Origin of the sequence: Herbaspirillum sp. Sphag64 (genome assembly GCF_014192645.1) — a bacterium.
Taxonomy (GTDB): domain Bacteria; phylum Pseudomonadota; class Gammaproteobacteria; order Burkholderiales; family Burkholderiaceae_D; genus Herbaspirillum.
This window is the reverse complement of the sequence record NZ_JACHYE010000005.1, coordinates 49657-70451: the sequence shown is the minus strand read 5'-3', so window position 1 is coordinate 70451 and position 20795 is coordinate 49657. Positions and strand designations below refer to the sequence as shown.

Here is a 20795-nt window from a genome sequence, read left to right as displayed (position 1 = left end):
ATGAAAAAAGACGCTGCCCGTGACGCGCTGGTGCAAGAGGCGAGAGAATTGATTGTCGCGATGGAAGCGGCCTTGCTGCAGATCGAAAGCGAAGGTCGCAGTATCGATGCCATCAATGCCATCTTTCGCGCGGCCCATACCATTAAAGGCTCCGCCGGGCTGTTCGCCTTTGACAGCATTGTCAGCTTTACGCATCTGCTGGAAAACCTGCTCGATAAGGTACGTAACGACATCCTTGCGCTGGATGACAACATGATGTCATTGCTGCTCAATTGCGGTGACTACATGGATGCGCTGGTGGATGCGATTGCCGAGGGCAACGAGGATCAGGATCCCGATCCAGGATTGCGTAGCGAACTGGAGGCTGCACTTAATGCTTATCTGGAGCGTGCGCTGACGGGGGGATCAATTCCTGTTACTGCACCAACGTCGCCTTCTCTGATGACCTCGGTGGCACAGTCATTGCAGTCTCTTGGTGCCGATGCAGAGCACGAACTGATCGCCGACATCAATGTTGCCAATCCACTGTGGCACATTTCGCTACGCTTCAGCCCCGGCATGTTGCGAGACGGCCTTGATCCGCTTTCCTTCCTGCGTTACTTGCTGACGATGGGGACCGTGGCTTATCTTCATGTAGTCGAGGATGGAATGCCTGCGGCTTTGGAAATGGATCCCGAGCTCTGTTATCTCGGTTTTGAGCTGGGCTTTGACAGCGTAGCGGATCAGGCGAGCATTGAAAACGTCTTCGAATTTGTAAAAGAGGATAGTCAAATCCTGCTGTTACCGCCGCATGCGGCCCTGGGAGACTATCGTCGCTGGCTCGCCCGCCTGCCAGATCGCGACAGCATCGGCTTGCTGCTGCGTCAGCACCAGGCGCTCACGGATGTGGAGTGGCAGTTATTGACACTCGGAGATGTCAATCTGAAGAGCATCCCGACTGCCGCCATAGCATCGCAGCAGCTTAGGGCCAACATTTCACCACTCGTCCCGACGACCGCTGTGCGGGCCAGAGCGGGCGACGAGAAAAAATCACCGGAACAGAAATTCATCAAGATCGAGGTGTCCAAACTCGATCAGCTCATTGATCTGGTCGGAGAATTGGTGATCGCCGGTGCCGGTGCCAGTCTGGTCGCCAAGCAAAAGAAAGATCAGCGCTTTGATGAAGCAACGCAAACGATCTCAGATCTGGTCGAGCAGATTCGTGATGCGGCGCTGACTTTGCGGATGGTGCAAATCAACGAAGTGTTTCAACGTTTTCCAAGGGTGGTAAGGGATATTGCGCGTGAGCTTGGCAAGAACATCGAGCTCATTGTCACTGGCGCCGAGACAGAGCTGGACAAGTCCATGGTCGAAAAAATTTCCGATCCGCTGGTGCACGTTGTGCGCAACGCACTCGATCACGGGATTGAATCGGCCGCCGAGCGCAAGGTCGCTGGCAAGCCTGAGACAGGCGTGCTGCGGCTCAATGCAACGCATGAATCCGGAACGGTCGTGATTGAAGTGTTCGATGATGGACGTGGTCTGGACAAGCAAAAAATCCTTGCCAAGGCGATTGAGCAGGGTCTGATTTCCCCGGAGCAAACACCATCTGATAGTGAAATATTCCGCTGTATTTTTGAGCCAGGCTTTTCTACCGCCGAGAAAGTCACAGCCTTGTCGGGCCGCGGCGTTGGTATGGACGTCGTCAAGCGCAATATTGAGTCACTGCAGGGCGAGGTCGAGATCTTCAGTAATCGAGGTCAAGGAACGCTGGTGCGTATTCGCCTGCCGCTGACTCTAGCCATCATCGCTGGTTTTCAGGTGGTCGTTGGTGGCGCGGTGTTTGTCATTCCGCTTGATCTGGTCGTCGAATGTATCAATTTGTCTGCCTATCCGGTACAGCGCAATGTAGTGACCTTGCGCGGCGAACCATTGCCGTTCATTCGCTTGCGTGAGCTATTTGACCTGCCGCACCGGGAGACTGTGCGCAAGAGTCTGGTGGTGGTCCAGTACGGGGCAATGCGTGCCGGTTTGCTGGTTGATAATCTGCTGGGAGAGTGTCAGGCAGTGATCAAGCCACTGGGAAAACTATTCAGCAAAGTAAAAGGCTTGAGTGGTTCGACGATTCTGGGCGATGGCCGGGTGGCATTGATTCTTGATGTTCCGCACCTGATTGCACAGACAGGAAAAATCGAGCAGAGCCAGGCGAGGGAATCGGGCACACGGTCCGAACTTGGCGTGATTTCTGGAGACCAGGCCGGATAACCTTCTCGTTAGGCCTGAACGGCAGGGTACGTGAAGCCCAACCGATATCGTAGTGAAAAGAAGCAAGGGATTTGTCATGCAAACTAAATGGACCCAGAAGATAACGATCAGACAGTTGTTCACCTGGCTGGTCATTTTGCTGGCAGTGCTGATGAGTATGATGGTTGTCGTCACGCGCGAGCTAAAGAATGCCAATCTGAATCTGGATCGGGCGCACGAGTCGCGTTATTACTCTTTTCTTCTTGCCAATGAAATGCGACGTACGTCCGAAGATCTGACCAAATTTGGACGGGCCTATGTCACCACGGGCGATCCCAATGATGAAGAGCGCTACTATTTTGTACTTGATATCTTCAACGGCAAGAGACCGCGTCCCTTGCACTACGAGCGTTTTAACTGGGATCTGGTCAATACCAAGCAGTTAGCCTCCACCTCAGCCGATCAGGCGGTGCCATTGATTGAGTTGATGAAGCAGGCCGGCTTTACGCCCGCCGAGCTGGGCAAGATGCAGGAAGCAAAAGCCAACAGCGATGCGCTGACCAAGATTGAAATCACCGCCTTCAACGCCATCAAAGGTCAGTTCGATGATGGAAGTGGTCATTTCAGTGTCATTGGTGCCCCCAATCAGGCCATGGCCCAGGAGCTGATGTTTGATCAGAACTATCGTGCGATGGTCGGTCGTGTCATGGTGCCGATTAATGATTTTCTGCGAATGGTGGATGAACGTACACAAGCGCGGGTGAATGTGGCGCAAGTCCGCTATTCCAAGCTTGAAATCGTGATTTTCTCTTTGTTAGGGGCATCGATGCTGCTGTTGCTGGTGTGCCTGTTCTTCTCTTACCGGCTGATTCGTTTACAGCTCGGCGGCGAGCCGCGGGATGCCATGATGGTTTTGCGTAAACTGGCCGAGGGCGACTTGACGGTGAAAGTCCCGCTCTGGCACAAAGATACCGGCAGTGTGCTGCACAGTGCGCAACAGATGATCTCCAAATGGACCTCGGTCATCAGCGATGTCAACGATACGGCCAATTCGCTGGCGTCAGCCTCAGAAGAAATTTCGGCATCCTCGCAGTCGCTGAGCAGAAATGCTTCACAACAAGCTGCCAATGTTGAAGCAACCAGTTCCTCAGTTGAGGAAATCACAGCCACCATTGCACAGAATGCCGAGAACGCCCGGGTGACTGACAATATTGCCAGCAAGTCTGCTGGTTCAGCTGCCGAGGGCGGCCAGGTGGTACGCGAGACCGTGCATGCGATGAAACAGATCGCTGGCAAGATCGGCATCATTGACGATATCGCTTACCAGACCAATCTGCTGGCATTGAATGCGGCGATTGAGGCTGCGCGTGCCGGCGAGCATGGTAAGGGTTTCGCGGTGGTAGCAGCGGAGGTGCGTAAGCTGGCCGAACGTTCGCAAACCGCTGCGCAGGAAATTATTGCTGTTGCAGAAAATAGCGTGAGTCTGGCCGAACGTGCTGGCGTCTTGCTTGATCAGATGGTGCCTTCTATCTTGAAGACGGCAGACCTGGTACAGGAAATTTCTGCAGCCTCGCGCGAACAGTCCGCTGGGCTCGAGCAGATCAACACCGCAGTGCATCAGATGGCGCAGACGACGCAATTGACAGCATCTGCGTCGGAGGAGCTGTCGTCAACTTCAGAGCAAATGAGTTCGCAGGCAATGCAATTGCAGGAGTTGATCATGTTCTTCCAGGTTGGTGCCGAAAAGGTCAGTGAGCCCAAAAAGCCGGCAAAAGAAAAGAAAGGTTCTACCGAGCCAGCACTGGTGAGTGCCCGACTCGTCAAGAGCAGGCGTGTTTCCATGCTCGATGCCGGAGAAGATCCGGTTGATGAATCATCTTTCAAACACTTTTAAACCTTATGTTGTATCGATTTCATGTCGAGAACTACCCGGTTGTAATGATGTATTGCGCCAAGTGCCGGAGGAGGAATAAGTATGCCTAGTCTATCGCTTAGCGGTGAAGCATCCCTGCTTGATCTGCGTCAGCAGGAAATGGTGCAAACCAGGCAATTTCTCAGCTTTATGCTGGGCGAGGAATTGTTCGCTATGGCAATTGACGATATTCGGGAAATCATCGAATACGCGCCGCTGACGGAAGTCCCGCTGATGCCCAGCTTTCTGCGTGGGGTCATCAATCTGCGTGGTGCGGTGGTGCCGGTGATTGACCTGTCTGTGCGTCTTGGTCGCCCGGCGACAACAGTTTCCAGACGGACCTGCATCGTCATTCTGGAGTTGCCGCAACAGCAACAAAATCTATTGCTTGGTGTGATGGTCGATGCAGTACGTGCGGTATTGACGGTGGAGCTGGACAAGATCGAACCGGCATTGCAATTTGGTGCACATATACGTACCGATTTCATTGATGGCATGATCAATATCAATGATCGCTTTGTGGTCTCGCTCGATGTTGGCGCCGTGTTTTCGGTGGAGGAGCTGTCTTCGCTGATCGGCCTGGCAGAGCAGGAGGTTGCTCGCAGGCAGAATTAGCATCTGAGGACATGCAGGATAGGCCTGGGCGGAGTAATCTAAGGCTTGGTGTTGCTGCGTTACCGGCACTATCGACATAAGCACATTCACGGGAGCATGAATGAGTTTGAGTATCGAATCCGTTGCAATGGATATCAGCGATCAGCAAATGTTGTTGTTCCAGCGTTTCTTCAGAGAACAGACGGGATTGCATTTGCCTCTGTCGAAGAAGGCCTTGTTGTGCAGCCGATTATCTTCGCATGTGAATGAACTCGGAATGGGCAATCTTGAAGCATATTATGCGTTCATCTGTCTACCAGCGCAGCAGGCAGAAAGGCAGCGTGCGATTGATCTCATTACCACCAATGAAACTTATTTCTTTCGCGAGTCCAAGCATTTCGATTTTTTACGTGATCAGATATTGCCGGTACTAGGCCAGGTCGACAAGTTGCGGATCTGGAGTGCCGCCAGTGCAACCGGAGAAGAGGCATACTCGATTGCCATGGTGCTTGATGATGTTGGTGTGCAGCAGCCTTGGAGCATCCTGGCAACCGACATTAGTCAGCGGGTCTTGTCGTTTGCACGTCGTTCACTGTATCCCATGGCGCGGGGGGAGCGGATACCGGATGATTATCTTGCACGTTACTGCTTATGTGGAACAGGCGACTATGAAGGACATTTTCTGATCGATCAGAGTCTGCGCCAGCGCGTCAGCTTCGAACATTGCAATCTGGTGAATTTACCTGCCAAGGTGCAGACACGTTTTGATGTGGTTTTTCTGCGTAATGTGATTATTTATTTTGATTTCCCGACCAAGCTCCAGGTATTGCAACAGGTAGTCCAGCGCGTCAAGCCGGGCGGCTGGCTGCTGGTCGGCCACTCAGAATCCTTACATGGCATGTCACTTGATCTGGAGATGGTCGCCCCTTCGATCTACCGGCGGTGTGTATGAGCGAACTTGTCCAGCCTGTTTTCCTCAATCTGGGCGACACTTATTTCGGTGAGGGAGAGATGCAGGTTGAGACTCTGCTTGGTTCTTGCGTGGCTATTGTTTTATGGCATCCGCTACGACGACTGGGTGGCATGTGCCATTTTGTGTTGCCCAAACGCCCACGTCCAGCCGACGGTCAGTCACTCGACGGACGGTACGGCGAAGAGGCTTTGATGATCTTGCTCGAGCAGGTACGTCTGCATCACAGCGCAATCGATGAATATACTGTCAAGGTTTTTGGCGGCGCTAACGTCTTGGGGCTATCCGCTACCGAGCGCCGTATCGGGCCCGCCAATGCCGAGTTCGTATTGGCCATTTTGCAGCGTTGGAAGATTCGGGTTGATGCACAAGATCTCGCCGGTGAAGGCTATCGTTATGTCCGTTTTGACTTGCGCACCGGCGAAATCTGGTTACGTCACGGGCAATCTCTTGCTCAGGAATTTACCAAGGTCAAGGGAGCGCTCGGATGACGATCAAGGTTATGGTAATCGACGATTCCTCTGTTGTGCGCCAGGTCATTACGGATCTGTTGGCGCCCTGTCGTGATATCGATCTGATTGCAACTGCGGCTGATCCGATTTTTGCCATGGGCAAGATGCGCAGCAACTGGCCGGATGTGATTGTGCTGGATATTGAAATGCCGCGCATGAATGGCATTAGTTTTTTGCGCCAGATCATGACTATCAGGCCCACGCCTGTGGTGATCTGTTCATCGCACGCGGATCCTGACTCCGGCACCACAATGGATGCACTTGCAGCCGGTGCAGTGGATATTATTCGCAAGCCAGCGGTGGGTATTCGTGATTTCTTGCATGACAGTTCGGTGGCGCTGATCGCTGCCATTCGTGCGGCGGCTGAGAGCAATCCCGCCGGTACTGCTCACCATCCGAATCCTGCTGCCGCGACCTTTAGTGACCTCGCTGTTGCCGATATTCTTTCAGACAGAAAAACCATTACGCGGACGGAGACGGTCACTAACACTGCCATGAATTTTGTCACCGATACTGCTTCCGGTTTGTCTGGAGTGAGACTGAGCGCGGATGTGATCCTCGACCCGCCTGATTTTCGCGATGTCTATGTTCCTCTCACATTGAAAATTATCGCTATCGGTGCTTCCACCGGTGGCCCGCAAGCACTCGAACAAGTGCTTGGCAAGCTCGCGCCAGGTTGTCCCGGGATCGTCATTGTGCAGCACATGCCAGAGAAATTTACGGCCAGTTTCGCCAGTCGGCTACATGCCCTGTCTACAATTGACGTCAAAGAGGCTGCACATTTTGACCTGGTGTTGCCGGGACGGGCATTGGTAGCCCGTGGCGGGTCGCATTTGCTGGTCAAGCGTGACGGAGGGCAATATTATGTCGAAGTGGTGGACGGACCGTTGGTCAGTCGCCATAAGCCATCGGTAGATGTCTTATTTCGTTCTGTTGCCAAGGCTGCCGGACCCAATGCGGTTGGTATTATCATGACTGGCATGGGGGATGACGGCGCAGTTGGCATGCGTGAACTGCGTGATTGCGGTGCTGCAACCTATGCACAGGATCAGGATAGTTGCATGGTCTATGGCATGCCTAAAGAAGCGGTGTTGTCTGGCGGCGTGAGTGCCATGGTGACTCTTGAGAGAATTCCTTCCTTGATTGACCGATATGCGAATTAAAACATCATTCCCACTGGAAACGCTGCTGGTCGTTGATGACAGCGCCTTGCAGCGGCTGCATACCGTTGGACTCATGCGCGATCTCGGGGTAGAAATGATCTATGAGGCTGGCAATGGGCATGAAGCGCTGGAATTGCTGTCCCTGCTCAAGTTGCCTCCCAGCCTACTTATTGTTGATCTGGAGATGCCCGGCATGGATGGCGTGGAGTTCATCCAGCAATTACAGGTCAGGGATATCAACATTCCGCTGATCGTTGCATCAAGTCGTGAAAACGCCTTGCTGACATCAGTCGAGACCATGACGGGTGCCTTGGGTCTGCATGTATTGGGCGCCTTGCAGAAGCCGCTCACGGAGGAAAAAATTGTTGGGGTATTGACGGCTGCCGGGGATCCGTTGTTGCCACCAAGAAAAAATGAAGATGTGCCGTCTGTCTCCGAAGAGGAATTGGCTGCCGCCATCACTGCGCAGCAGATCATCCCCTATTACCAACCCAAGGTTGATATCCGCAGCGGGATGCTCAAGGGCGTGGAAGCACTGGCGCGGTGGCAGCATCCTGAAAAAGGGATGATTGCGCCGGTGCACTTCATCGGCCTGGCAGAGCAGAGTGGCTTGATCCATGAGCTTACCTTTTCCATGCTGGAGCAATCCATGCGGCAGGCGGTACTCTGGAATAGTCGTGGATTTGCACTGAAGGTCGCAGTCAATCTGTCGACACTATCGCTGGACGTGCCAAGTTTCGGTCAGAAAGTGGCTGATTTATTGGCTCAGCATGCGTTGCCGGCGGAGCAGATCGTGCTGGAAATCACCGAAAGTTCGGTTTCTTCGAACCTTGGTAACTCACTGGGAACACTGGCGCGTTTCCGGCTCAAGGGTTTTGGCTTGTCGATTGACGATTACGGTACGGGCTTTTCTTCCATGCAACAGCTGGCACGGATTCCGTTTACCGAGCTCAAGGTAGATAGGACGTTTGTCCATGGTGCCCACATGCGTCCGCATTTGCGGGTGATCCTGCAATCTGCACTGGACATGGCCAAACGCCTGGAGCTGGTGACCGTGGCGGAAGGCATTGAAGCCATTGAAGACTGGCGCCTGCTGCAGGAATCGGGCTGCATGATCGGTCAGGGATATCTGATCGGTCGTCCGATGCCTGCCAATGAACTGCCGACCTGGCTCAAAGGTCATCATCGCCGTCTGCATGAACTCCGGCCTTTGCTGCCATCTGGCATGCAGCCAGAAGTCCAGCCTTCTCCGGTTAAAAGTGACTAAAAAGTTTGTGTGAATCAGATCAACGCGAGCTCAACCGTGCTCAATTCTCTCAGTGCGCAGTTGACTGGATGATCTCAATTGTCTGGCCAGTTACTGCTGCAAGCGCATGCTGCGCCGGCCCGAATCCCGGGATGTCGATCGCGGGTGCAATCTCCAGCAATGGCAAGAGAACAAAGGCGCGTTGTGTCATGCGCGGATGCGGTACGCTCAGTGTTGCATCGTTGATGCTGTGGTCGCCATACAGCAGCACATCGAGGTCGAGTGTGCGCGGTGCATTGTGATACGGACGCTGGCGTCCATGTTGTTGCTCTATTGCCTGTAATGCGGCCAACAGCGCATGGGCTGAGAGTGCGGTAGCGACAGCCACCACTGCGTTGACATAGTCATCACCACTGGAGTCAATCGGTGCGCTGCGATAGCGTTGCGACTGACCCTGTAATGTTGTTTGCGGCAATTGCCCCAATTGCACAATCGCCTGATTGACGGTGGCAAGGGCATCGCCCAGATTGCCACCAATACCAATGTAGGCGAGCGTCAACGGTGCTGCTGCAGTCATACTTCACCGCCACCATCATTGCCGGTGCCGCCGGCCACTTTGCCGCTGCGGTTGCGGCCACCACGGCGCTTGCGTTTTTTTGCCGGTGCAGCGGTGCCGGCTGCGGCGACTGGCTTGCGCGCTAATAAGGCCTCGCGTTCAGCGCCATCACCATCGATGAAGGCGGTCCACCATTCACCCAGCTCAGCATCAAGCTCGCCAGAACCGCAACGTAATAGCAGGAAGTCGTAGCCAGCACGCAGGCGCAAATGCTCCAGCAGCTTGTAGGGCGATTTGCCGGTACGACGCTCGAAGCGCGGTTGCATGGCCCAGATATCGCGCATATCAGAAGCGATCTTGCGTTGCAATGCCAGTTTCTCTGTCTGCGCGTTCAGGACGTCATCGGCTGCCAGATGCAGTGCCGGAATTGGATATTCGCCAGCGGCCTGATAAGCGCGCCATTTCTCCAGTACCTGATGCCACAAGAGCGAGGCAAACAAAAAGCCCGGTGAAACTGGCTTGCCTTGCTTGATGCGGGCATCTGTATTGGCGAGGGCCAGAGAAACGAACTTCTCGCCCAGTGGTTGCTCAAGCACCACGTCGAGCAATGGCAGCAAGCCGTGATGCAGACCTTGCTGCCGCAGTTGCTGCAGGCAGGCCAGTGCATGGCCGCTCATGAGCAGCTTGAGCATTTCATCGAAGACGCGCGCTGCCGGAACGTTGTTGATCAGCGGTGCCATGACGGCAATCGGTGCACCGGTTGCAGCATCGATCTTGAATTTGAGCTTGGCAGCGAAGCGCACCACGCGCAGCATGCGCACCGGATCTTCACGGTAGCGCTCTTCCGGGATACCAATGATGCGCAAGGTTTTACCCCGGATATCGGCGATACCACCATGATAGTCAAGCACGGTCTGCGTGGCCGGATCGTAGTACATCGCATTGATGGTGAAGTCACGGCGCACCGCGTCTTCATGCTGTTCACCAAAGGTGTTGTCGCGCAGTACCCGGCCATGTTCATCCTTGGGCGCGCTAGTAGCGGAACTGCCGCGGAAGGTCGTGACTTCGATCAGTTCCTGACCAAACATTACATGTACGATCTGGAATCGTCGGCCAATGATGAAGGCACGCCGGAACAGTTGCTTGACCTGCTCTGGTGTCGCGTTGGTGGCGACATCGAAGTCCTTGGGTTTGACCGACAGCAGCAAGTCACGCACGGCACCACCCACGATGAAAGCCTTGTACCCTGCCTGTTGCAAGGTTTGCGTCACCCGGATCGCATTGGGAGAGACCAGCTGTAAATCAATGCCGTGCTGCTTCTGGCCGAGCACGGTCGGTTCCGTGGCAGTCTCAGCGGCAGTTTTCTTGTTCTTGCCGAGAATCGAGCGGATAAACTTTTTAATCATTGCGCGTGCGCGTCGAAGACGTTCAGGATCGGCCAGCCCTTGGCAATGGCATGGGCCTTGAGTTTATCGTTGGGATTGGTCGCCACCGGGTGGGTCACGCGCTCCAGTAACGGGATGTCGTTTTGCGAGTCACTGTAGAAGTAGCTCTTCGGAAAATCCTCGATGGTCTTGCCCAGGCCTTTGAGCCATGCTTCGGTATGGGTCACCTTGCCAGGACCAAAGGTTGGGGTGCCGATCAGACGTCCAGTGATGCGGCCACTGGCATCAATTTCAGGTTCTGCACCGATCAGGTGATGGACTTTGAACAGTTTGCCGATGGGCGCGGTCACGAAGCTGTTGGTGGCAGTGACAATGGCCACCAGATCACCAGCGTCCAGATGTTGCTGCACCAGCGCTTGGGCAGCGGGAACCATGGCGGGCTTGATCACTTCTTCCATATATTGCTGGTGCCATGCATCCAGCTGGTCTCGCGGGAAGCGCGACAGAATTTCGAATGCAAACTCCAGGTATTTCACTGGATCCAGTGTGCCAGCCTGATATTGAGCAAACCATTCGTCATTGGCTCGGCGCAGGGCTTCGCCATCAACGGCACCAGTACGGGAGAGAAACTCACCCCATTCGTGGTCGGAATCGATCGGAAGGATCGTGTGGTCAAGATCAAAAATAGCAAGATTCATGGTGTGATGTCTTCGGGTTGCTGTAGTAAGAGATCGCGGAGCAGCGGCAAGGTAATTGGCCGCTTGGTCTCCAGCGAGTAGTGGTCAAGTTCATCCAGCATATGTGACAGCGATGGCATGTCGCGCCGGTAATGGGTCAGCAGATAACTGAGAATGGCGGGCGATACCGTCATGCCACGCGCTTGCGCAGATTGGGTCAGGGCAGCTATTTTTTCGTCATCGGTCAGGCCATGTAACTGATAGATCAGTCCCCAGCCCAACCGTGTTCGCAAGTCTTCCCGTACATGTTCCTGTAATTGCGCAGGCGGCAAGGCCCCTGAGCTCACCAGGAAGCCGCCTTGTTCGCGAATCTGGTTGAACAGATTGAAGGCAGCAATTTGTGATGCTGCCGATAATTGCTCGCAGTCATCCAATAGGTAGCAGCTCACCGCAGGATCGTAATCGAAGTCGTTCACATCGGCATTGGCTGTGATGTAGCGACTGTTGGCACAGACCTGTGCCAGGGATTGCAACAGATGTGTCTTGCCGGCGCCGCTGGCGCCCCACAGATAAATAAACCGGTCATGCAATGGCGGCAGCGCTTGCGCCGCGCCGATGTCTTGCAGCCGTTGCAGCAGTTCTGCATTCTGACCACTGACAAAGGTTTCAAACGTTGGTGCCTGCTGCGCACCTAAATCCAGCAGAAGTTGTCTCATGTCTCGCTATTGTAGAAACTGCTGCTCAGGTAGTGACGACGCAGATGCCGCACGATCACCGACAGAATCGCCGAGATCGGCAGCGCCAGCAGAATGCCGACAAAACCGAATAGCTGACCAAACGCCAACAGGGCAAAAATCACCACCAGCGGATGCAGGCCGATGCGCTCTCCCACCAGTTGCGGCGTCAGAATAAAACTTTCCATGACCTGACCGATGCCATAAATGATGGCCACCGAGATCAGACCCTGGGCGCCAGGAAATTGCAATACGGCTGCAATCAGCGCCAATGTCAGTCCCAGGCCAAAGCCGACATACGGAATGAACACCAGCAACCCGGTCAAAATACCGACTGGCAAGGCAATATCAAAGCGGGCTATTGCCAGCGACGCCGAATAAAAGATCGCCAGAATCAGCATGACCAATAGTTGACCTCGCAAGTACTGCGCCAGCAGATCATCGACTTCTTCGGCCATGATGGTGACCGTGCCGACCCAGCGGCGCGGGATCATACCACGCAGGCGGTTGATGAAGGCATGCCAATCCTGCAGCAGGTAAAACAGGACCATCGGAATGAACAGCAGATTTGCCAGCCAGGTCAGCAAGGCGCTACCACCCACCCGGACCGAGGCCAGCACCGACGTCCAGATATCATCACCGCTGCTGGCCAGTTGCTGGGTAAGCAATTGCTTGATACCGTGCAAATCGAGGCTGATATCGATGCCAAGATCATGCAGGCGGGGTGAAACGAAGGCATTGAGCTTGTCGAGGAAGGTCGGGATCTGTTGTTGCAATAAAGGCAACTTGGTCAAAAATACCGGCATCACGATCAAAATCAGTGCCAGCATCGCCAGGATCAATAGGGCAATAACGATGAGCACTGCCAACGCACGCGGTAGCGTAAAGCGCCCGATACGGCGGCGCGCTAGCCAGTCTACGCCGGGATTAAGCGCATAGGCCAGGATCGCAGCCGTCACGAACGGCGCCAGCATCGGTCCCAGCAGGATCACGAGGCCAACGAGCAATAACCCGACAATGAGCCACAACAAGCTTTGTTTTTGATCACTCGATAAAGAAAAAGGCATGGAAATCGGGCTTTAGGCGAATCGGTTTGATAAAATCATGGTTTGAATGTTGAATCGGACATCGTTTATCTTCTGATAAAACTTCTTAGACCTTCTCTATTTTACCGCCTCTAGTGCCAATATCATCATGACTTCATCATCCAATGTTTCCCTTTCCTACCGTGACGCTGGCGTCGACATCGATGCGGGCGACGCTCTGGTCGAGGCGATCAAGCCATTTGCCAAGCGTACTACGCGTGAGGGCGTGCTGGGCGGTATTGGCGGCTTTGGCGCGTTGTTCGAGATCAGCAAGAAGTTCAAGGAGCCCGTTCTGGTATCCGGTACTGATGGCGTTGGTACCAAGCTCAAGTTGGCTTTCCACCTGAATCGTCACGATACCGTTGGTATCGATCTGGTCGCAATGAGCGTCAATGACATTCTGGTGCAAGGTGCAGAACCGCTGTTTTTCCTCGATTACTTTGCTTGTGGCAAGCTGGATGTGCCTAGCGCAACGGACGTCATCAAGGGCATTGCCAAGGGCTGCGAACAGGCTGGCTGCGCGCTCATCGGTGGTGAGACTGCGGAAATGCCAAGCATGTACCCGGATGGTGAATATGACCTGGCAGGCTTTGCTGTTGGCGCGGTCGAGAAGTCCAAGCTGATCGATGGCACCAAGATTGTACCGGGTGATGTGGTCCTTGGTCTGGCGTCCTCGGGTGCACATTCCAACGGTTATTCACTGGTACGCAAGATTCTGGAGGTGGCCAAGCCCGATCTGAATGCCGACTTCCATGGCCGCAAGCTGGCCGATGTTTTGCTGGAGCCAACGCGCATCTACGTCAAGCCTTTGCTGGCCTTGATGGAGAGCATGGAAGTCAAGGGTCTGGTCCATATTACCGGCGGTGGGCTGGTGGAAAACGTGCCACGCGTGCTGCAAGACAATCTGACCGCCGTTCTGCATAGCAACGCGTGGACCATGCCGCCACTGTTTGCCTGGCTGCAACAACATGGTGGCGTCGCTGATGCCGAAATGCACCGCGTCTTCAACTGCGGTATCGGGATGACCGTGATTGTTGCCAAGGAAAATGCAGACGCCGCGATGGCCCAATTGAAGGCTGCCGGCGAAACGGTCTTCCGTATTGGTGAAATCCGTGCCCGCGCTGAGGGAGAAGCACAAACCATCGTGCTCTGATTTCAGATCTGTGCACATGAGTGCACACAAGAAAACGGCTGCAATCAGATTGCAGCCGTTTTTTATTGTCCGTACAGTTGCAAAGCAGTACTAGCTGCTGTGCTGAGCGTTGTCGTCGCCATTGCCCTGACCAGCCAATGTCTGACGCGGTACCGCAGGAACTTCACGGGCAATCGCCGCCGGTGGTGGTACACGTACCGGCTGGCTCACACCGTCGCGGCTGGAAAGCACATTGGAAGTCGCCTCCGGCGCGGCATTCCAGATGGGGTCGTCAATTGCCTCGAACACGCTCTTGAGTTGCGCGCCCCAGCGCTTACGAATCATCTGGAAGTATTGATTCTGCTCATCAATGGTGACGAAACGCGAGACCACCAGGCTATTGGTGTCATAGAGCAGCAAGTCAAGTGGCAATCCCACCGAAATGTTCGAACGCAAGGTCGAATCCATTGAAATCAAGGCGCACTTGGCGGCTTCGTCCAGCGAGCTGTCGGGCGTCACGACACGGTCGATGATCGGTTTGCCATATTTGGCTTCACCAATCTGGAAGTAAGTGTTTTCGTCGTGCGATTCAATGAAATTGCCAGCCGAATACATCTGGAACAGTCGACAGCGTTCACCCTTGATCTGGCCCCCGAAAATGATGCTGACATTGAAGTCGATGCCGAACTTCTTCAGTTCTTCTGCATCGCGGTCATGCACGGTACGGATTGCATCACCCAGAATCTGGGCTGCTTCATACATGGAGTTCGCGGTCCAGATCGAGCGACCATCGGTGGCGGACTTGTCGCTGATGATCTGGCGAATCGATTGTGAAATCGAGAGATTGCCGGCGGTCATCAAGACCATGACGCGCTCACCAGGGTTTTCGTACACATTCATCTTGCGGAAGGTGCCGATATGGTCAACCCCCGCATTGGTGCGAGAATCTGACAGAAAAACCAGGCCTTCATTGAGGCGCATGGCAACGCAGTAAGTCATGATGTGAGCCGAAAACGTAAAAGCAGAATTTTACCGTAAGCCCTGTCGACCGCCGAGGCCGACAGGGTTAACTGTCGCAGAGCCGAGACATTATCGATAAATTCCAGGTATTTTCACGATAATCCCTGGAAATGTTGTCATTTTAAGCTGCCAAAGGCACAAGAAAGTCACGACTGATCCGGTTGCCTAGTTCAAAGATGCGCTCCAGAAACACGGTGAGATAATCATGCAGTCCGGCGTCGAGAATTTCTTCAATGCGGCTGAAATTCAGATCTGCATGCAGCTTGCCCGCAAAACGTTCGGTGTCGGCAGAGACATCATTGTGGATGTGGCGCAGGTTGCTGAGCACCTCCTCGACACACGCGAGCAGGGAGCGAGGCATATCACCGCGCAGGATCAACAATTCGGCCACCCGTTCCGGGGTGATCACGTCCCGATACACCTTGCGATAGATTTCAAAGCCAGAGACGGAGCGCAGGATCGCCGCCCAGTAATAGAAATCAAGCTGCGGGTCACCCTGACCTGCGGCATCGTTGGATGCAGCCTTTCCCTGTTGCTGGCTCTGCTGATTTTGCTTGCCTTGGGTTTCCTTGGCGCCGTGGTATTTGACATCGAGAATACGTGCCGTGTTATCGGCCCGTTCGAGGAAGGTCCCCAGCCGGATGAAGTGAAATGCTTCATCCTTCAACATGGTGCCGATGGTCACGCCACGCGCCAGATGAGAGCGATGTTTGACCCATTCGAAAAATTCGCTGGGATTCTGTTCCAATGCATCTGTTTTCAGATAACCCTGCATCTTGATCCAGGTCGCGTTCTGGATTTCCCAGGCTTCGGTGGTCAGTGCGCCACGCACGGCGCGTGCGTTTTCGCGGGCCTGCTTCAGGCAGGAGGCAATCGACGAAGGGTTGCCGGGATCGCGCACCATGAAGTCAATTACATCCTTTTGCGTCAGGGAGGTGTACTTCTGGTTATAGCCATACAGTAATTCAGAAATCCCCAGCACGGCACGCCAGCCTTGCTCGGCATCATCGGTGGATTGCGGCAGCAGGGCCGTCTGTACATGCACGTCGAGCATACGTGCAGTATTTTCGGCGCGCTCGGTATAGCGCGACATCCAGAACAGGTGGTCAGCGGTACGGCTCAACATGATTATTTCTCCAGAATCCAGGTGTCCTTGGTGCCACCGCCTTGCGACGAGTTCACCACCAGCGAGCCCTCTTTCAGGGCCACGCGCGTCAAACCGCCCTTGACCATCGAGACCGTTTTACCGGACAGCACAAACGGACGCAGATCCAGATGGCGTGGCGCAATGCCTGACTCAACATAGGTCGGACATACCGACAGCGCCAACGTGGGCTGGGCAATATAACCATCCGGTTTGGCGATCACGCGCTGCCTGAAATCCTCGATTTCCTGTTTGCTGGAGGCCGGGCCTACCAGCATGCCATAGCCACCTGCGCCATGGACTTCCTTGACCACCAGTTTGTCCAGGTTAGCCAGTGTGTAGGACAGGTCTTCCTTCTTGCGGCACTGATAGGTAGGAACATTGTTGAGGATCGGTTCTTCCGTCAGGTAGAACTTGATCATGTCGGGGACATACGGATAGATCGACTTGTCATCGGCCACCCCGGTACCAATCGCATTGGCCAGCGTGACCTTGCCGGCACGGTAGGCCGACAGCAAGCCTGGCACGCCCAGTGAGGAATCAGCGCGGAATGCGAGCGGATCGAGGTAGTCGTCATCAATCCGGCGATAGATCACATCGACCCGTTTTGGACCACGCGTGGTGCGCATGTAGACCGTATCGTCATCCACAAACAAGTCCTGACCTTCGACCAGTTCCACACCCATCTGCTGAGCCAGGAACGCATGTTCAAAGTAGGCCGAGTTATACATGCCAGGAGTCATCACTACGACCGTCGGATCGACCACACCGGCTGGTGCCACCGAACGCAGGTTGTCGAGCAGCATGTCCGGATAATGATCAACCGGTGCGATCTTGTTGCGGGTGAACAGTTCCGGGAACAAGCGCATCATCATCTTGCGATTTTCCAGCATGTAAGACACGCCGGACGGTACCCGCAAATTATCTTCCAGGACGTAGAACTCACCTTCACCTGCGCGCACGATATCGACACCAGCGATGTGGGCATAGATGTCGGAGGCTACATTGACGTCCTGCATCTCACGTCGGTACTGGGCATTGTTGAATATCTGTTCGGCTGGAATCACACCGGCCTTGACGATATTCTGTCCGTGATAAATATCGTGAATGAACATATTCAGCGCTTTGACACGCTGCACCAGTCCAGCTTCCAGTCTGGTCCATTCAGCGGCGTGGATGATACGCGGGATGATGTCAAAGGGAATCAGCCGCTCGGTACCGGCGTCGTTACCGTAGACGGCAAAGGTAATGCCGACGCGACGAAAGATCAGATCGGATTCCGCTCGCTTGCGAGCGATTGTTTCCGCGGATTGTGCCGACTGCCAGGCTGCGAATTCATCGTAGTGTTTGCGCACGGCAACACCGTCGCCGGAATACATCTCGTCAAAAAATTTGGCCATAAATTTGCTTCGATTTCGAGTACAACTACGGAGGAGATTTTCTGTTACTGCGATTGCCGGAGGGCGCGGATCGTATCGGTTTTTTAATTGGTATCGTTTGCCGGATCATCCTCATTACTGGTGAACGTCATGAAAGACTATCACGCCATTTCTGCTTTTGAACAGCGAAAAATGCGTGTCAACCAATCAGTGGCCCATACCTGGTGGACGATGCAAGCGGTTGCTTGAAAATGCCTGTCGACACGGGCTTTCAGTGCCGACGAAGATGGCAAACGATAAACTCCTTTCTGTTGGTTGACCTGTACTTTGGTGCTAGCCCCAAGGCGTTGGCGACGGTACTGCACAGGGTGCGGGCATGTCGACGGTGCTGAAATCGGCGGGGCTTACGATTTCCAGATATTCCATATCGGGCGAGTAGTCGAACAGGAAATGCACGATGCCCGGGCGCTGGTGTACGCAGTCACCGGCCTTGACCAAGGTCTCTTTGTCTTCGTACATAAACCGTGCCCAACCCTTGAGCATGATCACGATATGGAAGTTGGCTTCGTGCCGGTGCCAGCCAGTTCCCACTTCAGGCGGCTGGTTGGCCTTGACCAGCTGGGCGATGACCTGACCACCGGTGGCCGTGGCGATGCCAAGGTCGCGATAAAGGAAAAAATCACGTAAACCACCTGATGCAAAAGGCGTGTCCTCTGGATGGATATGTGAAAACTGATTCAGGGAAGTCGACGTTGTAGCAGCTGGAGTAGACATCACTTTCATCCTTTCTTGCGGCATGCCGCAGGCAATTTCGGTGAGGCCCGGTGGCGTAGTGTCATCAGGCCGATGTGCAATTTCAACGCGGGTTTGTCTCCTGTTTTTCGTCTCTAGTTACGTATCGAGTTGCGCCGTCAGAACTCAACATCGAGTTCGTCGATGTCTTCCGGTTCCAGTTTTGCCGATGCAATCCATTCCTGCATTTCAGGCAATGCCATGATGCGCTTGCTATAAGCGGCACAAATCGGTTCCAGCGAGACGTCATAGGTGACAAAGCGAGTGACCACCGGTGCATACATCGCATCCGCTAGAGTACGCTCGCCAAACAGAAACGGACCGCCGTAAGTGGCGAGGCATTCTTTCCAGATGGTGGTGATGCGGGCGATGTCGGCTTGTGCTCGCGACCACACCTTGAAGCCGGGGAAGTGGGCTTTCAGATTCATCGGCAGCGCCGAGCGCAGCGCACTGAAGCCCGAGTGCATCTCGCCGCAGATGGCGCGACAGTGCGCACGCGCTACCTGATCCGCTGGAAGCAGCTTGGCTGCCGAACGTACTTCATTGAGGTATTCGCCGATGGCCAGGGTATCCCAGACCAGGGTTTTTCCATGGCGCAGGCTAGGCACCAGAATCGAGGAAGAAAGCAGCAGAATTTCTGCGCGTGCATCAGGGTCGTCGGGGGAGACAATTTCTTCCTCGAACGGCAAGTCGGCGAACTTAACCATCAGCCAGCCACGAAGTGACCAGGATGAATAGTTCTTGCTGGTAATGCGTAACGTCGTCTTCGGCATCTCGGTCCTTTGGGTATGGTTATTCGGACGCATCTAGAGCATGACATCCCTTCTTGCAAAGGACGTGCCAGCGACGCTGTTGCTGTTAAGTATGGAAACGCATGGTCGTCAGGTGCCGGATTCTCGCGCGGATGCAATGGCATGCATATTGCATCGCGGTAGCGACTGGCAAGAACAAAGGGAATGGGCTGTCCTATGACAAATAAGTACCAGGCATATCAGTATTACGCTGATGTTACGGACCCATTGCGCGCCGCAGCCCGGTTTGCTGCGCCGATTCTGGGACAACTTTTACAATACAGCTGGCCCGACCTGCCCGGCAGTCATGCTCTGCGCAGGCTGGCAGCTGGCTATGAAGTATTTGCCCGAACCCAGCTCACACACTTGCGGCCGCCCTTTGGCATCGACAGTGTGGAGCTGGGACAGCCGCCGCGCACCATTGCGGTGCGCGAAGAGGTGGTGGACAAGACGCCATTCTGCAGCTTGTTGCGCTTTTGCAAGGATGCTGCGGAACCTCAGCCACGGGTCTTGCTAGTGGCACCCATGTCAGGGCATTTCGCCACCTTGTTACGTGGCACCGTTAAAACTCTGCTGCGCGATCACGATGTCTACGTCACCGATTGGCATAACGCGCGTGATGTCGGGGTCGAGCATGGACGCTTTGGTCTGGATGAGTATGTGGCGCATCTGATTCGCTTCCTGCAGACCATGGGGCCCGGCGCACATGTGGTGGCGGTCTGTCAGCCAACGGTGGCCGCCATCACGGCAGTTGCGGTCATGGCTGAGGCCGGTGATCCGGCACAACCGCGCAGCATGACGCTGATGGCCGGACCACTTGATACCCGTGTCAATCCTACCACTGTCAATGCGCTGGCCAAGAGCAAGCCGATCGAATGGTTCGAGGAAAATCTGGTGAGCACCGTACCGGCAAGGCACGCTGGTGGCGGCCGTCGTGTCTACCCAGGCTTTCTGCAACTGACAGCGTTCATGAACATGAATCTGAACCGGCATGTGGATGCGTTCCGTAATCTTTTTCATCATCTTGCCAATGGCGAAGATGAGCAAGCCGAGGCCATCAAAGTGTTTTATGAAGAGTATTTCGCCATGTCAGATCTACCTGCGGAGTTCTATCTGGAGACCGTACGTGTTGTCTTCCAGGAACATGCCCTGCCACTAGGGCTGTTGCAATATCGGGGCCAGCCGGTCAACCTGAAAGCCATCAAACGTACCGCCCTGTTCACCGTTGAGGGCGAAAAAGACGATATCTGTGCCGTCGGGCAGACCGTCGCTGCACAGGAAATGTGCAGTAGCATCCGCCCTTACATGCGTCTGCACCATGTGCAGACATCAGTGGGGCACTATGGTGTCTTCAATGGACGTCGCTGGGACAGGGAAATCTATCCACGCCTGCGGGATTTCATTAATATGCACCAGGGATGACCAGCGCGATGCTGGTGATTTCCGTTTATTTCGGTGCATGTCCGTTGATATCCGTTAT

At 54.5% G+C, this 20795-nt stretch carries 19 protein-coding genes; 9 read left to right on the top strand and 10 right to left on the bottom strand.

Features of this window, described 5'->3' with window-relative positions:
• The 7 genes from FHW66_RS10370 (at window position 1) to FHW66_RS10340 (ending at window position 8641) form a co-directional block, all read left to right on the top strand.
• Window positions 1–2244: a chemotaxis protein CheA gene (locus FHW66_RS10370; protein ID WP_183379721.1), complete on the top strand. Its 2244-nt coding sequence runs from the start codon at window positions 1–3 to the stop codon at window positions 2242–2244.
• A 76-nt stretch (window positions 2245–2320) separates the two neighbouring features.
• Entirely contained in the window at window positions 2321–4117 is a 1797-nt protein-coding gene (locus tag FHW66_RS10365) for a methyl-accepting chemotaxis protein (protein ID WP_183379720.1), read from the top strand.
• Window positions 4118–4198: 81 nt separating this feature from the next.
• Window positions 4199–4750: a chemotaxis protein CheW gene (locus tag FHW66_RS10360; RefSeq protein ID WP_183379719.1), complete on the top strand. Its 552-nt coding sequence runs from the start codon at window positions 4199–4201 to the stop codon at window positions 4748–4750.
• A 100-nt stretch (window positions 4751–4850) separates the two neighbouring features.
• Window positions 4851–5681, top strand: coding sequence for a protein-glutamate O-methyltransferase CheR (locus FHW66_RS10355; RefSeq protein WP_183379718.1), 831 nt, complete (start codon window positions 4851–4853; stop codon window positions 5679–5681).
• Entirely contained in the window at window positions 5678–6190 is a 513-nt protein-coding gene (locus FHW66_RS10350; RefSeq protein ID WP_183379717.1) for a chemotaxis protein CheD, read from the top strand. The genes FHW66_RS10355 and FHW66_RS10350 overlap by 4 nt, the downstream gene beginning before the upstream one ends.
• A complete protein-coding gene (locus FHW66_RS10345) occupies window positions 6187–7374 on the top strand; it encodes a chemotaxis response regulator protein-glutamate methylesterase (protein ID WP_183379716.1) in 1188 nt (395 codons plus the stop codon). Before FHW66_RS10350 ends, FHW66_RS10345 begins: the two co-directional genes overlap by 4 nt.
• On the top strand, window positions 7364–8641 hold the full coding sequence (locus tag FHW66_RS10340; protein WP_183379715.1) for an EAL domain-containing protein: 1278 nt from the start codon (window positions 7364–7366) through the stop codon (window positions 8639–8641). The genes FHW66_RS10345 and FHW66_RS10340 overlap by 11 nt, the downstream gene beginning before the upstream one ends.
• A 49-nt stretch (window positions 8642–8690) precedes the next feature.
• Here the strand turns inward: FHW66_RS10340 and folK are convergent, their stop codons facing one another.
• From folK to FHW66_RS10315, 5 genes are read right to left on the bottom strand one after another with little or no spacing between them, the layout of a single operon-like run.
• Window positions 8691–9197, bottom strand: a complete 507-nt coding sequence (folK, locus tag FHW66_RS10335; RefSeq protein ID WP_183379714.1) for a 2-amino-4-hydroxy-6-hydroxymethyldihydropteridine diphosphokinase — start codon at window positions 9195–9197, stop codon at window positions 8691–8693.
• Entirely contained in the window at window positions 9194–10582 is a 1389-nt protein-coding gene (gene pcnB / locus FHW66_RS10330) for a polynucleotide adenylyltransferase PcnB (protein WP_183379713.1), read from the bottom strand. Before pcnB ends, folK begins: the two co-directional genes overlap by 4 nt.
• Window positions 10579–11259, bottom strand: coding sequence for an HAD family phosphatase (locus FHW66_RS10325; RefSeq protein WP_183379712.1), 681 nt, complete (start codon window positions 11257–11259; stop codon window positions 10579–10581). Before FHW66_RS10325 ends, pcnB begins: the two co-directional genes overlap by 4 nt.
• Window positions 11256–11954, bottom strand: a complete 699-nt coding sequence (gene hda, locus FHW66_RS10320; RefSeq protein ID WP_183379711.1) for a DnaA regulatory inactivator Hda — start codon at window positions 11952–11954, stop codon at window positions 11256–11258. The genes FHW66_RS10325 and hda overlap by 4 nt, the downstream gene beginning before the upstream one ends.
• On the bottom strand, window positions 11951–13039 hold the full coding sequence (locus tag FHW66_RS10315; protein WP_183379710.1) for an AI-2E family transporter: 1089 nt from the start codon (window positions 13037–13039) through the stop codon (window positions 11951–11953). The genes hda and FHW66_RS10315 overlap by 4 nt, the downstream gene beginning before the upstream one ends.
• Window positions 13040–13166: 127 nt before the next feature.
• Between FHW66_RS10315 and purM the strand changes: the two genes are divergently transcribed.
• Window positions 13167–14210 (top strand): phosphoribosylformylglycinamidine cyclo-ligase, encoded by a 1044-nt coding sequence (gene purM, locus FHW66_RS10310; protein ID WP_183379709.1) that lies wholly within the window; start codon window positions 13167–13169, stop codon window positions 14208–14210.
• 90 nt (window positions 14211–14300) lie between these two features.
• Here the strand turns inward: purM and FHW66_RS10305 are convergent, their stop codons facing one another.
• From FHW66_RS10305 to FHW66_RS10285, 5 genes are all read right to left on the bottom strand, one after another.
• A complete protein-coding gene (locus tag FHW66_RS10305) occupies window positions 14301–15188 on the bottom strand; it encodes a proteasome-type protease (RefSeq protein ID WP_183379708.1) in 888 nt (295 codons plus the stop codon).
• Between the two features lie 142 nt (window positions 15189–15330).
• A complete protein-coding gene (locus tag FHW66_RS10300; RefSeq protein WP_183379707.1) occupies window positions 15331–16335 on the bottom strand; it encodes an alpha-E domain-containing protein in 1005 nt (334 codons plus the stop codon).
• Window positions 16336–16337: 2 nt separating this feature from the next.
• Window positions 16338–17753, bottom strand: coding sequence for a circularly permuted type 2 ATP-grasp protein (locus FHW66_RS10295; RefSeq protein WP_183379706.1), 1416 nt, complete (start codon window positions 17751–17753; stop codon window positions 16338–16340).
• Between the two features lie 312 nt (window positions 17754–18065).
• Window positions 18066–18506 carry a cupin domain-containing protein gene (locus FHW66_RS10290; RefSeq protein WP_183379705.1) on the bottom strand — a complete coding sequence of 147 codons (441 nt, stop codon included), beginning with the start codon at window positions 18504–18506 and terminating at the stop codon, window positions 18066–18068.
• Between the two features lie 137 nt (window positions 18507–18643).
• Complete coding sequence (locus FHW66_RS10285; protein WP_183379704.1) at window positions 18644–19297, bottom strand: glutathione S-transferase family protein; 654 nt, start codon at window positions 19295–19297, stop codon at window positions 18644–18646.
• A 195-nt stretch (window positions 19298–19492) separates the two neighbouring features.
• Here FHW66_RS10285 and FHW66_RS10280 point away from each other — a divergent pair, with 195 nt between their 5' ends.
• The gene (locus FHW66_RS10280; RefSeq protein ID WP_183379703.1) at window positions 19493–20737 is read left to right on the top strand and encodes a polyhydroxyalkanoate depolymerase; all 1245 of its coding nucleotides are present in this window, start codon (window positions 19493–19495) and stop codon (window positions 20735–20737) included.
• Window positions 20738–20795 lie beyond the last annotated feature (58 nt).